The organism is Ectothiorhodospiraceae bacterium BW-2, from assembly GCA_008375315.1.
In the GTDB taxonomy this organism is placed as follows: Bacteria; Pseudomonadota; Gammaproteobacteria; order Thiohalomonadales; family Thiohalomonadaceae; genus BW-2.
The window spans coordinates 2,796,932-2,812,009 of the sequence record CP032507.1; the positions used below are offsets into that span (position 1 = coordinate 2,796,932).

At 55.0% G+C, this 15,078-nt stretch carries 11 protein-coding genes; 4 read left to right on the forward strand and 7 right to left on the reverse strand.

Annotated features, from left to right (window positions below):
• Positions 1-2 precede the first annotated feature (2 nt).
• Positions 3-1,232, reverse strand: coding sequence for a methyltransferase domain-containing protein (locus tag D5085_13450; protein QEP44033.1), 1,230 nt, complete (start codon positions 1,230-1,232; stop codon positions 3-5).
• A gap of 137 nt (positions 1,233-1,369) precedes the next feature.
• Here D5085_13450 and D5085_13455 point away from each other — a divergent pair, with 137 nt between their 5' ends.
• Positions 1,370-2,290, forward strand: coding sequence for a MerR family transcriptional regulator (locus D5085_13455; protein QEP44034.1), 921 nt, complete (start codon positions 1,370-1,372; stop codon positions 2,288-2,290).
• On the opposite strand, the gene D5085_13460 is transcribed toward D5085_13455, so the two are convergent.
• Positions 2,261-2,941: an arylesterase gene (locus D5085_13460; protein QEP44035.1), complete on the reverse strand. Its 681-nt coding sequence runs from the start codon at positions 2,939-2,941 to the stop codon at positions 2,261-2,263. The two genes, D5085_13455 and D5085_13460, sit on opposite strands and share 30 nt — an antisense overlap.
• Here D5085_13460 and D5085_13465 point away from each other — a divergent pair.
• Positions 2,928-3,608 carry an ATP-binding cassette domain-containing protein gene (locus tag D5085_13465; protein ID QEP44036.1) on the forward strand — a complete coding sequence of 227 codons (681 nt, stop codon included), beginning with the start codon at positions 2,928-2,930 and terminating at the stop codon, positions 3,606-3,608. The genes D5085_13460 and D5085_13465 overlap by 14 nt on opposite strands.
• On the forward strand, positions 3,605-6,115 hold the full coding sequence (locus D5085_13470; protein ID QEP44037.1) for an FtsX-like permease family protein: 2,511 nt from the start codon (positions 3,605-3,607) through the stop codon (positions 6,113-6,115). Before D5085_13465 ends, D5085_13470 begins: the two co-directional genes overlap by 4 nt.
• Positions 6,116-6,134: 19 nt before the next feature.
• Here D5085_13470 and D5085_13475 read toward each other — a convergent pair whose 3' ends face one another.
• Genes D5085_13475 through D5085_13495 form a run of 5 tightly spaced genes read right to left on the reverse strand, consistent with a single transcriptional unit; the run spans position 6,135 to position 13,899 of the window.
• Positions 6,135-10,328 (reverse strand): DEAD/DEAH box helicase, encoded by a 4,194-nt coding sequence (locus D5085_13475; protein ID QEP44038.1) that lies wholly within the window; start codon positions 10,326-10,328, stop codon positions 6,135-6,137.
• A gap of 15 nt (positions 10,329-10,343) precedes the next feature.
• A complete protein-coding gene (locus D5085_13480; GenBank protein QEP44039.1) occupies positions 10,344-10,991 on the reverse strand; it encodes a ribonuclease T in 648 nt (215 codons plus the stop codon).
• Between the two features lie 19 nt (positions 10,992-11,010).
• Positions 11,011-12,063 carry a dihydroorotase gene (locus D5085_13485; GenBank protein ID QEP44040.1) on the reverse strand — a complete coding sequence of 351 codons (1,053 nt, stop codon included), beginning with the start codon at positions 12,061-12,063 and terminating at the stop codon, positions 11,011-11,013.
• Positions 12,060-12,308 carry a hypothetical protein gene (locus D5085_13490; GenBank protein QEP44041.1) on the reverse strand — a complete coding sequence of 83 codons (249 nt, stop codon included), beginning with the start codon at positions 12,306-12,308 and terminating at the stop codon, positions 12,060-12,062. Before D5085_13490 ends, D5085_13485 begins: the two co-directional genes overlap by 4 nt.
• A 4-nt stretch (positions 12,309-12,312) precedes the next feature.
• Positions 12,313-13,899 carry a peptide chain release factor 3 gene (locus D5085_13495; GenBank protein QEP44042.1) on the reverse strand — a complete coding sequence of 529 codons (1,587 nt, stop codon included), beginning with the start codon at positions 13,897-13,899 and terminating at the stop codon, positions 12,313-12,315.
• Positions 13,900-14,309: 410 nt separating this feature from the next.
• Between D5085_13495 and D5085_13500 the strand changes: the two genes are divergently transcribed.
• Positions 14,310-15,044 carry a hypothetical protein gene (locus D5085_13500; GenBank protein ID QEP44043.1) on the forward strand — a complete coding sequence of 245 codons (735 nt, stop codon included), beginning with the start codon at positions 14,310-14,312 and terminating at the stop codon, positions 15,042-15,044.
• Positions 15,045-15,078 lie beyond the last annotated feature (34 nt).

A 15,078-nucleotide genomic window follows, 5' to 3' on the forward strand; every position in this document is an offset into this window, starting at 1 on the left:
GGTTAAAGCGCCTCTTTGTCGCTCCAGATTGCAAATAGTGGATCGGATAGTTCGGTGGTTGCGTAGTGGGGATCCCCTGCGGGACGACTGAGACCACGCAATGAAAGGGTGTTAATCGGCCCCTGCCAACCGGCACGACGGAAGTAGTCTATCACTAGCCCGGGGCGTTCAAATTCGTGCATTTCGCTCCAAAGGGCGATCGCTTTGGCCGGAAACCAGCGGTTGGAGAAGGTGACGATAAAGCGCCCGCCCGGTGCTAAAATCTCTCTCACAGCGCTAAATACCGACACCGGATCGATTAGATACTCGACTGAAGCGCTACAGATGACCGCATCAAAACGACTCTTTGGCAGTGGCACGAGGGGGTGTTGATTTAAATCGTGTACTAGCCGTTCACTCAGACGAGGATTGGCATCGAGCTCATGTTGGTTCATTCCAACACCGATGACAGCGGCCAATTCGAGTCTTTGGGGTAGATGCGACTCCCAACTGGCCATCAGATCCACCACTTGGCTTTGGGAGGGGATCAGTTCGGCATAGAGCCGACTGAGCTGCTGGCGGGCGGTGGCATCGAGGTGGTGGACTAATCTATCGCGACGGTAGAACTCGCTATCACTACTCTCATCAACCCGTCTGAACGGCTCACCGCTGAGATAGTCGGTCGCAACCCCAGGATAGGGGAGCTGCATGCCTGGCCCGCGTAACATCTCTAGCAGGACATCGTTACAGCGCCCCCCGTGCTCATTTTGGCCCGGTAAGATGGCGTGAATTTGGGGGGTTAGCGACATCTTTGCCTGTGACAGAGGGTGGTTAAAGTCGAAACGGTAGTGGTTATCGCGCTGCTCAATTAAGCGGGTGGGGAACCTATTTTCGCTATAAATCCCCTCAATGCCGCTAATCATCCCTTGCGGATAGAAGCGACCGACTCGCGGCTCGATAGGTTGACCGTTGGCAAAGCGGCCACTAAAGTTTTGTGTAGGGATCTGCCTAATGTTATCGCTACTAAAGGGTTCGACTAGCTCACCGGCGTTAAAGAGGTGCGGGGAGCCGATGCCGACCGTTTGACCGAGAATATCGTCCGCAATCGCAGCCGGTAGCAGATCGAGATCACGCCAGACATTGAATTTTTCAAAGTGGTGTAGCGCTGTGTGGTGGCCGGTCTCATCCTCCCAACGAGCACTGAAGCTGATATGGGCTAATGAGCGGCTCTGGATCGTGTCGGCTGTACTCATCGGGCTCTCCTTAACAGGTAACGGGCCAAAATAAAAAATTAAACAATAGTTGTAAAAGAGATTAATAGTTGTACATTATGGGTAACGATTGTCTATTTTGCAACGACAGGATCACAAATTAATAACGGAGGATAGGCGTGGTGAGTGAGAGTGGGCTACTGTTTCCAATCAGGGTATTATCGCAGCGAACCGGAGTCGGGAGTTCGACGCTCAGGGCGTGGGAGCGGCGCTACGGCCTGCTGCAACCGAAACGAACCCCTAAGGGGCATCGCCTCTACAGTGAGGCCGATGTCGAGTGGGTAAAACAGGTGGTAGCGTCGTTAGAGGGGGGGCTATCGCTGGCGCTAATTGCGCAGCAGTTACAGCAGCCTGGTGAGTTCTCCCCACAATCGGACGCCTCTACCCAACTCGTTGCCACCCCCGTTTGGGACGACTATCAGCGACAGATGCGCCAAGCTGTCGCTCAGTTTGCCGTCGAGCGGCTCGATGCGCTATTTAACGAAGCGACAGCGCTCTACCCCCTAGAGATGGTGATCCAGCAGCTAATTGAGCCAATATTGTCTCAGTTAGGGCAGCAGTGGCAGCGACGACAACGAGAGAGGGAGGTGGCCGAAGAGCACCTCTTTAGTAGCTGGCTACGGGGACGGATTAGCGCCCGTTTTCACCATGCATATACTCAAGCCTCTGGCCCACGAGTGGTTGCCGCCTGTGTGGCGGGCTGTTTTCACGAAACCGGCCTGCTGTTATTTAGCCTAATGCTGCTCCATCGCGGCTATCGGGTGATCTATTTAGGCGCCGATCTGCCACTACACTCGCTACCACTACTGAGCCAACAGAGCGGCGCGAAAGCGGTGGTACTCTCGGTACAGACCCAGATGAACCCTGAAGTGAACGGAGAGTTAATGGCGCTACTGCCGCAACTCTCGATTCCGATTATGGTCGGCGGTGAGTCTTCCCAGTTCGATTGGTCGAGCGCTGAACAGCAGGGGGTGGTTGTGCTAGGCTGTGATCTACAGGTCGCCCTGCGGCTATTTTGTCATCGGATCGGGCTGCGTTAAGCGCTGTAGCAGCGGGGTGATATTTTGCAAAATCAGCGCCTGTGCAGCGGCGTTTGGGTGCAGTCCGTCGGCCTGCATGAGGCTATCCTCTAGCGCGATCCCCTCTAACATAAAGGGGAGTAGCGGTAGCTGATGCTGCTGTGCTAACTCTGAGTAGATATGACGAAACTGCTCTGTATAGCGACGGCCATAGTTAGGCGGTATTTGAATGCCGATTAATCCGACCCGGACATCGGCTGCTTGAGCTAAGATAATCATTTGGTTTAAATTGTGCTTCATGGCCTTTAAGGAGAGGCCTCGTAGGCCATCGTTAGCGCCGAGCTCTAGTAGCAGGTAGTCGGGCTGCTCTCTTTTTAGTAGCTGCGGTAGCCGATTTAGCCCGCCAGCGGTGGTTTCGCCACTGATACTGGCGTTAATAACCGTCATCTGGGGATAGCGCTGCTGTAACAGCGTCACCCACCCCTGTTGTGGCTTGAGGCCGTAGGCGGCACTGAGGCTATCGCCGAGTACTAGGAGCGTGGTGCTATTTGAAGCGCTACTAAAGAGCCCAATGATAAGGAGCAGAGTCGGCGCTAAAACAGAGCGCAGTGGTGAGTAGCGGCTAAGTAGCCATTGAATGAATTGAACGGGGTAGTGTGTGAGTAGTTCCATTATAGAGGCATCCGCAGTGAGTAAACGGGTGGCCACAGTGGCCGGTGAGTTGACGATATTGCACCGAATCGATCTACAGGTCAAACCGGCAGAGAGTGTCGCGATTGTCGGTGCCTCCGGTTCGGGAAAATCAACGCTGTTGGGGCTGCTAGCGGGTCTCGATGGGGTGAGTGAGGGGGAGATATGGCTTAACGGTGAACCCTTCTCTGCACTCGATGAGGATGGCCGGGCGGCAGTACGGGCTGAGTCGCTAGGATTTGTCTTTCAATCCTTTCAACTACTTTCGGGGCTGACGGCGCTAGAAAATGTGATGTTACCGCTAGAGTTAAAAGGCGAAGCTGAGGCTAAGACCGAAGCGGTTCACTGGTTAGAGCGGGTTGGACTGGCGTCGCGACTGAGCCACTATCCGAGTCAGCTCTCGGGGGGGGAGCAGCAGCGGGTAGCGATTGCCCGCGCCTTTGCCAATCGCCCTAAACTGCTTCTAGCCGATGAGCCGACCGGTAATCTCGACAGCGACACGGGGGCTAAAGTGATCGAGTTGCTCTTTGAGCTAAATCGTCAACAGCAGACCACGCTAATTTTGGTGACCCACGATGCCGTCCTAGCCGAACGGTGCCAACGACGGGTGACGATGGTGCAGGGGTGTTTGAGTGAGGAGGGGGTATGATGGCGTCACTGGCGCAGTCGTTTCGGCTCTCGCTTAGGCTGCTGCTACGGCAGTGGCGCGCCGGTGAGCTACGGCTACTACTGCTGGCGGTAGGGATTGCTGTGGCCACTACCGGCGCGATTAGCCAGTTAACTGATCGCTTACAACGCTCGATGGGAACCCAGTCTGCCGAGCTACTCGGTGCCGATCTGCTACTGCGCTCCCAACGCCCTATCTCTGAGGCGTGGCTAGCGCAAGCAGCACAGCAGGGGGTGGCGACTAACCGAGTGCTGGAGCTCCCCTCAATGGCGATTGCGGGCGATAAGATGCGGCTAGTTAGCCTCAAGGGAGTGACGCAAGACTACCCCCTACGAGGCGGCATACGCCTACAGCAGCAGCGCAACGGCGTCGAAAAGCTAGTTCGGGGTGCCCCTAAGCGCGGTGAGGTATGGGTCACCCCGGTACTGCTCGACTACCTAGCCTTAGAGGTTGGCGATCTGCTAGAGCTAGGCGATAGCCAGTTTACCATCACCGCACTCATCGCCTTTGAACCGGCCAGCTCAGGGGGGTTTGCCGGGTTTGCGCCACGGATTGTGATCAATCAGCAGGATCTGATTGGTGCCGGGCTTTTAATCGAGGGCAGCAGGGTGAGTTATACCACGCTGTTTGCCGCCGATGGGGCCACAATCGCCGCCTATCAACTGTGGCTAACGCCGCAGCTTAATCCCTCGCAACGGCTCATCGGTCTCAATGAGGGGCAGCCTCAGGTGGCGCGAACTATCGAGCGGGCCGAGAGCTATCTCAATATTGCCGCACTCATGGCGCTGCTCATGGCGGGGGTGGCGATTGCGCTCGCGGCACGGCGCTATAGCGAACGACACTTCGATACCGTCGCGGTACTACGAGCGCTGGGGGTGAAACAGCGGCCGATGATGCAGCTATTTTTCATCCAACTCCTACTGATCGGAGGGGTAGCCGCCCTGTTCGGATCCCTACTCGGTTATGGCGCTCAGACGCTGATGCTGATGATTTTGGGCGAGCTCACCCCCGCGTTGGCTCCGGCTCGTTGGCAGCCGCTGCTTCTGGGGGGATTGGGAGGGGTGGTGATTCTACTCGGCTTCTCACTACCTGCCCTATTGCGCTTAGGTCAGGTACCGGCGATGCGGGTACTACGGCGAGAGTTAACCCCGCTACCGATCTCAGGTTGGCTGGTCTATGGGGGAGGGGGGGTGCTCATTACGCTGCTAATGTGGTTCCACACAGCCGATCTGTCGTTAACCATCGTCATGGTGACGCTGACCCTGCTACTGCTGCTGCTCTTTGCGCTGCTCAGTGAGCGACTACTATGGCTAGCGCAAAAATGGCTACCACAGCGAGGGGGAGTTTGGCGGCTCGGTATGGCCTCTTTATGGCGTAACCGGCTACTAACGGTCGCCCAAATTGTCGCCTTCGGTCTTATTCTGGTAGCGGTGACGGTGATTAGCCTATTGCGGGGGGAGCTGTTACAGCAGTGGCAGCAGCAGCTACCGCAGCAGGCACCGAACCACTTTGTGATTAATATTCAACCGCATCAGCGCGAGGCTTTAGTGGAGAGCTTTCAGAGCGCAAAGCTCCCCTCGCCACGGCTCTATCAAGTGGTACGAGGGCGGTTAACCCATATTAACGGCCAACTCGCTAGTGGACAGCTACATGACGGGGAGCTACGACACAACTCTCTTAGGCGAGAGCTGAATATAACCGAGTCGGCTGAGTTGCCTGACGATAATGGGGTGATTGCCGGACAGTGGTGGGCTGATCGTGGCGATCACGGTCACGAAAAATGGATCTCAATTGAAGCAGAGATGGCGCAAGAGCTGGGGCTGAGATTGGGAGATAGCTTACGGTTCGATGTTGCCTCGGTGAGTCTTGAGGCCGTGATTGCTAACATTCGTAGCGTAAAATGGGATAACTTGCAGCCTAACTTCTACATTATCTTCTCCCCCGAGAGTTTAACCGGCCTACCCGCGACCTATATGGCCAGCTTTTGGCTACCCGATTCGATGGGGCGGTTTAAGTCGCAGCTCTTAGAGACGATGCCCAACCTTACCCTAATTAATGTCGATCAGGTACTCGGGCAGGTGCGGGCGATTATCACCCGCCTGACAGCGGCGATTGAGGTGGTGCTGCTGCTTATCTTTATCGCAGCCATGGTGGTGCTGTTTGCGGCGCTACAATCGACTATGGATGAGCGACAACGCCAAGGGGCGATTATGCGAACACTAGGGATTGATCGCTGTCGGCTGCGGCAGATTATCTCTACTGAATATATGGTGCTAGGGGCGCTAGCGGGGCTATTTGCCGCTATTGGGGGGATTCTGTTTACCGTCACCGTGCAGACACAGCTCCTACAGCTCGATTTTAACCCCCCATGGTTGCTGCTGCCGCTGTTGATGCTCTTGGGAGCGGGGGTGATTGGCTTGGCCGGATGGTTGGGCAACCGGCGGGTGGTTAACTTAAGTCCGTTGCAGATATTGCGCCAGCTAGGGTGAGCGTTAGCCTAGACTAGCGCTACTCTTTCATTAACTGTAGCAGCTCATCTGGAGAGACACGGCTACCCATATCGCCCCCTTCAATCAGATTGGAGGCCAAATCGCGCTTGCTTTGGTGCAGCTTGACGATCTTCTCCTCAATCGTCCCCTTAACGACCAGGCGATAGATAGTCACTGGCCGCTTCTGGCCGATGCGGTGGGCTCTGTCGGAGGCCTGATCTTCAACCGCGGGGTTCCACCAAGGATCCATGTGGATGACATAGTCGGCCGCAGTGAGATTGAGACCGACACCCCCCGCTTTTAGGCTAATGAGAAAGAGCTCCCCTTCGCCGGCCTGAAAGGCGGCAATACGATCCTTTCGCACTTTAGGAGCGGTGGAGCCATCGAGATATTGATAGCGGATATGACGCTCATCCAGATAGTGGCGAATGATGGCTAGATGATCGACAAATTGGCTAAAAACCAGCGCTTTATGGTGGTTTTCGAGCAGCTCCTCCAAAATGTCACCAAAGGCGCGTAGTTTAGGGCTGCCGAGAGGCGAGTTGGGGATGACCAGTTTAGGGTTACAGACGGCGCGACGCAGACGGGTAATTTGGGCCAAAATCTCTAACTGATGATGCCCCTCACCCGTGGCGGAGATCTGCTCTAACTGCTCGACCGCATTGCGTCGTAGCGCCTCATAGAAGGCGACCTCATCGGGCTCCATCTCGACCAATTGGGTAATTTCGGTGCGGGAGGGCAGCTCTTGTAACACCTCGGTTTTGGTGCGACGCAACATAAAAGGCTGTAGCAGCCGTCTTAAATTTTGGCGGGCAAGGGGGTCATTATCGCGCTCAATCGGGCCGGCAAAGCGCTGGTTAAAGCGCTCTTTAGAGCCGAGCAGACCGGGGTTAATAAACCGAAACAGATTCCATAGCTCCCCTAAGTGGTTTTCGACCGGCGTGCCGGTGGTAATCAGACGAAACTCCGCTTGCAGCGCCATTGCCGCTTTAGATCGTTTAGTAGCACTATTTTTAATCGCCTGCGCCTCATCGAGAATAGCGGTGTGGAACACTATCTCAGCTAAGGCCTTCCCCTCCTGTTGTAGCAGACCGTAGCTGACGATGAGCAGATCAAACGGCCCTAGCGAGCGTAACATCTCAGCGCGATCACTGGCCTGACTGTAGAGTTTGACATTGAGCGTTGGGGCAAATTTGGTCGCCTCATCGACCCAGTTATAGCAGACCGAGGTGGGGGCAACCACCAGTGCCGGCCCCTCTTTAGCGCGATGGAGTAACAGAGTTAACCCCTGTAGGGTCTTACCTAGCCCCATATCATCGGCTAGACAGCCGCCTACCCCCCAGTAGGCGAGACGGGCGAGCCAGATAAAGCCCTCTCGCTGGTAGTCACGCAGCTGCGCTTGCAAAGTGGAGGGGATCTCGGGGGTGTACTCCTCCAGCGTCTGCATCCTTTCAACGGTGTCGTGCCACTTTTGAGTCGCCTTGAGACTTTCAGCCTCATTGACTAGCTGCTGTAACATCCCGGCGGCGAGGGGGTGAACGAGGCGACCCTGTTTATGGGCGTCTGAAATCGACTCTAGCTCCTTTAATTGGCGTCGAAACTGCTCGGTGAGTGCTAGATAGTCGCCCTCTTTAAGCCGTAAAAAGCGGCTATTAGGGTGCTGTTGCAGTAGCTCCATTAGCTGCTGCATCGAGAGGACACTCTGCTCATCGAGCCGTAATTCACCATCGACGGCGAACCAGTTCTGCTGCTGCCGTATTGCCATCGAAAAGTGGCCACCGCCAACACGACGACGAATACGGTACTTCTCCCCTTCAGGCCAAGAGATAACGATATTATCGCTATCGATAGTGTGTAGCTGCTCTAGCAGCGTCAGCGCCTGCTCCGGTTCGATAAACTCCCAACTCCAGTGATTATGATCGTACTGCTGTAGCAGGGGTAGCTGCTGCTCAATCAGTGCCTTAGCCTGCTGCTGTTCGATATCGGGCTGTCGTAGCGCCTCTAACTGTTCGCCATCAATCTCGGTCACCACTGAGCGTTGACCGCTACCGGGGGCAAAGAGGGGGCCTCTGTCGCCAAAGGGGCGGATATTGATATCGAGTCGTACCCCCCCCTCGAAGGGCCGTAGCACTAAATGGAGCCGAGGATCGGCCTCCACCTGACGGGCAGCGCCACCGCCGCCGATATCGGAGTGGATGGTGACGAGAGTGGCGACCGAGTCGATAACGGGCCGAATCTGCGCCTCTAGTGCTAGCGGCAGCACCATCTTCTGGCCGATAATTTGGTAGAACCGCTTTAGCTGTGGCTTCAAAATAATCACCTTTAGCTGCGACTCTCCGCGCCAGAACTGAAAAATTGTCTCCTGTTCGAGAGCCTCATGCTGTGTGGTTGCGGTAATATCGGGCTCCAATCTTAGCTCCAGATGGGTGTCGCTGCGGTGGATATAGAGCTCTGGCTGGGCTACCTCTAGCTCTAGCGGTACCATCTCCCCGCCACTAGAGCCGTGGCTATTGCCCCGCTCATGGTAGAGATTGGGGTGGCGTGCTAGTAGTGGCAGCGCCCGCTCATAGTCGAATAGGTAAGAGGTTTCGCGATAGTAACCCCACCCCTCCACCTTCTCCTCAATGGTACGGCAGATCTCGTGGTCGAGTTCGGTGACATAGGGGAGCTGGTTCCTCTCCTCAAGGAGCCGTTTGGTGGCAATTTTACGCCCTTTGCTCCATTGACCGTTCTTATTCAACCGCTGCTCTTTAGCGTAGATTAACGCTAGTTTGCCGACAACGATCCAGGCCAATCGCTGGGCTTGAGGCGCCGGCGTCGCACCTCTATTGGCTGCCGTGTTGAGTGGGATGGCAAAATCGAGTAGCTGGTTGAAGGCTAACTGCCACGCCTCGATCGGTTTGACCCACTGCACAATCGTTTTACTCTGACTATCGAACGAGTTATCGTCCGCACTGATCACCTCAATGGTTGCCGTTATCTGATGATCGAGCCAAGGGTAGTGTGCGCTATCGAGCTCTAGCTGCTGCTGGCGCAGTTTCTCGGCTAAATCGGCCTCAATGAACGATAACGCCTCGTCAAGGTCGGGGTGGTGCCTCCTTTGCCAGTTAGCGACGATCACAGTAAAGAGTAGGTAGCAGCCGGTTCTAGTGTGACGGACTAACATCTGCTTGTCGGTGGAGAGATCAAATAACAGGTGGATGAGGTGCATAACATCGGTCTGTTTTTGTTCACCTAGCTTAATCGCCTGCTCCTTCCGCTGTTCTAACCATTGACGGTTATGAGTCTTGTTCTCAAACAGATGGAGCATCGCGTGGAAGAGGCCAGCGAGACCGGGCAGCAGTTGCGATTTGCGCTTGCCACTCTTGTGGCAATAGTGCCGTTCGGCCTGATCTAGCAGCTCCATCGCCAACGGTAGCTCACCTTCGATAAAGGCGAGGCAGCCGTTAAGCTCCAGCTCAAGATCGGGGGTTAGCTCTCTAATCGCCGCCGCCAGTAGCGGCTCTACGCTCCCCTGACGCAGCAAGGCCCGCTCATAGTGGAGGCGCATCAGCCCCTCATCTACCCAGCGCTGCGCCTCACTACCGCGACACTGCTCAAGATACCAGCGACAGCTATCTTCAGGTTTGAGCTGAAAGTGGTGCGTCTCCATGATCCAAGTATAGAGGAGGCGCTGTAACGGTTGTGGTGTGACGGGAATTAGCTGTATCGGGTCGATAGAGGGAAAGAGCCTAGAGACGAGATTGATACGAGTGAGATGGTTATTTAACACATTCGCTCTGACTAACTTATCAGACCAGTCGTGCCACTGTAGTAGCGTCTGCCATACCATCTCCAGTAGTTGTGAAAAATCAGGTTGTCCAATACTGTATCTCAATAAACTACGACTATCTTGCGTTAGCGAGTAGCGTTTTCCGATCTGCTGGGATAACATATCGAGCAAAATCAGGGCAAACAGATCGCTATTGTCGATATACCAGCGATCTTTTTTTATCACCAGCTTCTGCTCCTTAAGCTGCTGTAAAAACTCTTTAACACTGGAGGCCTGATAGCACTTGCCATCGGCAGTGACGACCTGTAACTCACGCAGCTTCTGTAGCACCACCGATTGGGTGGTACCATACAGATTAGCAGCGGTGATAATACGCAGCACCTCTAGTAACGCCGGTTCTAACTGTAGCTGTTCGGTGAGAGAGAGGGCGGGGGGAGACATAGTTGACCTCTAAAACTAGTTTTGGTGAAGGGGAGAGTTGACTTTTGCCGGTTGAGTCGGTAGCGGCCACTGATTGACAATGGTACAGAAGAGGCGAGCGGTCTGTTCGGCATCGTAGAGGGCCGAGTGGGCGCTATCGGCGTGCCAGCCGATACCGGCAGCGCGACACGCTTTAGAGAGTACCGTTTGACCGTAGGCGAGCCCCCCTAGCGTGGCGGTATCGAAGGTACTGAAGCTGTGAAACGGGACTTTTTTTATTTTGACCCGTTTAGCCGCCGCCTGAACAAAACTTAAGTCGAAAGTGGGGTTGTGGCCGACCAAGATCGCCCGTGTGCATGAGGTGCTTTTAACCTCCTGGTTAATGGCAGAGAAGATCTCCTGCATGACCTCGCTCTCCTCGCGGGCGAGCCGAAAGGGGTGGAAGGGATCGATGCCGTTAAATTTGAGCGCCGACTCATCCAGATTGGCACCGGGGAAGGGTTCGATATGGTAGGTTTTGCTCTCTTTAAGCTGGAGCTGGTACTGCTCATCCATCGCGATAATCACATAGGCGACCTCTAGTAGCGCATCGCGTCTGGGGTTAAAGCCGGCGGTCTCGACATCGATAATAACCGGCAGAAAGCTACGAAAACGGGCGGCAATGCCCTCTTTAGGTGAACTCATGCTATTTAGATAACTCGGGTTAGTGTGGCGTGGAGGATAACCGCCACTCGATCCTCTCCCCAGCGAGCAGCGGTACGATTTGCCCCGCCTCATAGGGGAGGTGTGGGGGCATCGACCACGGATCGCGGCAAAGGGTTAGGGTGTCGGTATTGGGGGGTAGCTGATAGAAATCGGCGCCATAGCGGCTAGCAAACCCCTCTAACTGCGACAAAATACCGAGATTGGCGAAAATTTGGGCGTAGATCTCAATCGCGGCGGCACCGGAGAAGATACCGGCACAGCCGCAGCTACTCTCTTTTCGCTGTTGCGCATGGGGGGCGCTGTCGCTACCTAAAAAGAGTCGTGGGCAGCCTGTCATCACCAGCTCGATTAACCGCCGACGGTGGCGCTCCCGTTTCAGTACCGGTAGGCAGTAGAGGTGGGGGCGCACCCCCCCCTGAAACAGGGCGTTACGGCTATAGAGCAGGTGCTGAGGGGTGAGGGTGGCGGCGACATTAGCGCCGGCCTCGGCAACAAAATCGGCCATCTCGGCGGTGGTAATATGCTCAATCGTCAGCTTTAAATCGGGAAGCTCATGTAGCAGCGGTTTAATAATCGACTCTAAAAACACCGCTTCGCGATCAAAGATATCGATATGGGGGTCGGTCACTTCGGCGTGAACTAGGAGGGGTAGTTGTAGCTCGGCCATGGCTCGCAGTTGCGGCATAATGTTGCCAATTTGGGTGACGCCGGCATCTGAATTGGTTGTCGCGCCGGCCGGGTAGAGTTTGACCCCTAAGATAGACTTAGCTGCAGCGGCCCGCTCTAGCTCCTCTAGCGGGGTGTTATCGGTCAGATAGAGGGTCATGAGCGGATTAAAGTGGGGGTATTGGTGCTCAGGAGCTAGCGCAAGCAGGCGCTGTCGGTAGGCAAGGGCCTCTTGAACGGTGGTGAGAGGGGGGGTGAGATTGGGCATCGCCACCACGCGGCCAAAGCGTTTGGCGTGGCAGGGGACGGTGGTGCTAAGTGCCGTACCATCACGAAAGTGGACATGCCAGTCGTCGGGACGGGTTAGGGTAATCGTATCACTCACTGGAGCCACCGCAGTAGATAGTAGAGTTGAAACCCCTCTGAGGAGCGGGAGGGGCCATAGACCAAGGCGGCAAAGCGCAGCCTCTTCTCATCGGCGTGGGCGAGCGCCTCTTCGGCAGAAGGGTAGATCTCCACCACATTCTCAGGAAAGCGCTGTTTAGTGCGCCCCCGCTTGGGGGCATAGACGACGGCATAGCGCTCATCGAGTCTATCCTCGATGCCAAGGTGGTCTTGGGATAGGGGCATGGGGTTACTTCTCTCGGGTTGCACGAAACTGAATAGTGGGCCAGCGCTCAATCGCGAGATCGAGGTTGACTCGGGTCGGGGCAATATAGGTGAGATCGCCGCTGCCATCAAGCGCTAGGTTATCGTGGGCCTTGGTCTTAAACTGCTCTAATAGTTTAAGATCGTCACACTCAACCCAGCGGGCCGTGGCGATAGTTACCGCCTCAAAGTGGCACTCTACCTTATACTCATCTTTTAGGCGTTGGGCGACGACATCAAACTGTAGCACCCCGACGGCCCCTAAGATTAAGTCGTTATTTTTTAGCGGGCGAAATAGCTGTGTCGCCCCCTCTTCTGAGAGCTGCTGTAACCCCTTTAAGAGCTGCTTATTTTTAAGGGGGTCTCTGAGCACCGCCCGCCGAAAGAGCTCTGGGGCAAAGTGGGGGATGCCGGTAAATTTGAGCTCCTCTCCCTGAGAGAAGCTGTCGCCAATTTGAATCGTGCCGTGGTTGTGCAGGCCGATAATATCGCCCGCCCACCCCTCTTCAACATGGCCTCGCTCTTGGGCGAGAAAGGTAATGGCTTGGGGAATTTTAATATCCCGATTGAGTCGTACCTGGCGCAGCTTCATTCCCGGTTCAAAGTGGCCGGAGCAGAGGCGCATAAAGGCGATACGATCACGATGCTGTGGATCCATATTGGCTTGAATTTTAAAGATAAAGCCGGTTAACTTCTCCTCACTAGGATCAACATCGCGTGTTAAGGTCGCACGGGGGCGGGGTGGGGGGGCGTTATCGACTAAAGTATCGAGAATCTCCTGGACGCCAAAATTGTTAATCGCCGATCCAAATAGGACCGGAGTGAGTTCGCCGCGCAGGTAGGCGTTAAGATCAAAGGTGTGGCTGGCCCCTTTAACCAGTTCAATCTCCCCTCGTAGCTCATCGGCTAGGGTGCCAATGAGCTCATCGAGACGGGGGTTATCGAGCCCCTTAATCACCTCGCCAATGGCGCGTTTACCGCCGTGTTGGGCGGAAAAGATGTGCACTTGGTCGCGATAGAGATCAAAGACTCCCTTAAAGTTTTTCCCCATGCCGATAGGCCAGGAGAGGGGGGCGCAGGCAATTTTTAGGATATCTTCTACCTCATCTAGTAGATCAATCGGCTCTCTCCCCTCACGATCGAGTTTATTAATGAAGGTAATAATCGGCGTATCTCGTAGGCGGCAGACCTCCATTAATTTAATCGTTCGATCCTCTACCCCTTTAGCGACATCGATAACCATAAGGGCCGAATCGACGGCGGTCAGGGTGCGGTAGGTATCTTCGGAGAAGTCTTCGTGGCCGGGAGTGTCGAGTAGATTGATAATCGCCTCTCGATAGGGGAACTGCATCACCGAGGAGGTGACCGAAATACCGCGCTCCTGCTCTAGTTTCATCCAGTCGGAGGTGGCGTGGCGTGCCGCTTTGCGCCCTTTGACCGTGCCGGCGAGCTGAATGGCCCCTCCAAATAGGAGCAGCTTCTCGGTCAGGGTGGTCTTGCCTGCATCGGGGTGGGAGATAATAGCAAAAGTTCGTCGTTTGGCGGCCTCTGCGGCGGCACTCAGGTCTGGCATGGCGATAGGAGTCTATGGCTGGTGGTTAAAAAGGGGGCAATTCTACTGGTTATGCGGATGAGTTACCACACTTAACCTCTTAACCTCTTTGCAGGTGTGATTCAAGCTGTATCAATCAGCCTTCAGACTGCGCTGAACTAGGCGGGTTTCGTGGGGGCGGGCGTTTGGCACAGAGGGCCTTGTCACCCCCACAAAAGTAACGCTACAATTCCAGCATGAACCACGACCCCCCCTTATCTGATCCCAAAACACTGCCGCAGCCAATGGTGCCGGATATTTAAGAGTAGGCGGGTGGGGAGAGAGGTGCAATAGGGGGCGTGGATGTAAGGGCGGGGGGAGTCTTGTTCATTTCCAACTAAGCGTGATTCAAACTGCGCTGTTGAGACGACCCATTCTACTTCCGGTAAGCCATGGCGTGTAGGGGCGGGTTTCAAACCCGCCCCTACGAAACCCGAAATTCCCCCAGCCACTATCCATCCGATGCCAGCTTTATCATCTCACTACTAGTCTATTTCGGGGTATTGACGATTCAGGATGTCTCGCCACTCGGAAAGCTAAAGGTGACTATCCCTAATCAGGTAGTTCGTTCGCTCTATATCGACCGCATTCAACAGCAGCTATTAAATGGCTATGAAGATAATAACCGTCAACAGGCGGTGGCAGAGCAGCTCTATACCGAGGCCGACTTTGAGCCCCTAGCTGACTTTATCGAACAGCGTTTTTATAGCGTGCTTGATAATCGTGATATGCGCTGGAGTAATGAGTTGACGCTCAAAACCACGCTACTACTACTGCTGACCAATGACCTCTACTACCTGCCGCGCTCAGAATTATCCTTAGGCGGTGGCTATAGTGACCTCCTATTTGAGATTCGCCCCGATAAACGGCAGGCACCGCTGTATGACCTGCTATTTGAACTGAAATATCTGTCGCTCAAAGATCTCAAATTGAGCGCAGAGCAGCTAAATGAGATGAGTCGGGAGCAGCTAGCTGAGTTGGCACCGGTAAAAACGCTACTGGATGAGGCAGAAGGGCAGTTAGCCTCGTATCAGCCGACATTAGAGCAACTTTTTCCGGCGGTGGCGTGGAAGATAAAATCGTTTGCGGTGGTGAGTCTTGGAACGCGACGGTTGGTGTGGCGTTAGGGGTGTCGGGTTACGCTGCGCTAACCCGACCTAC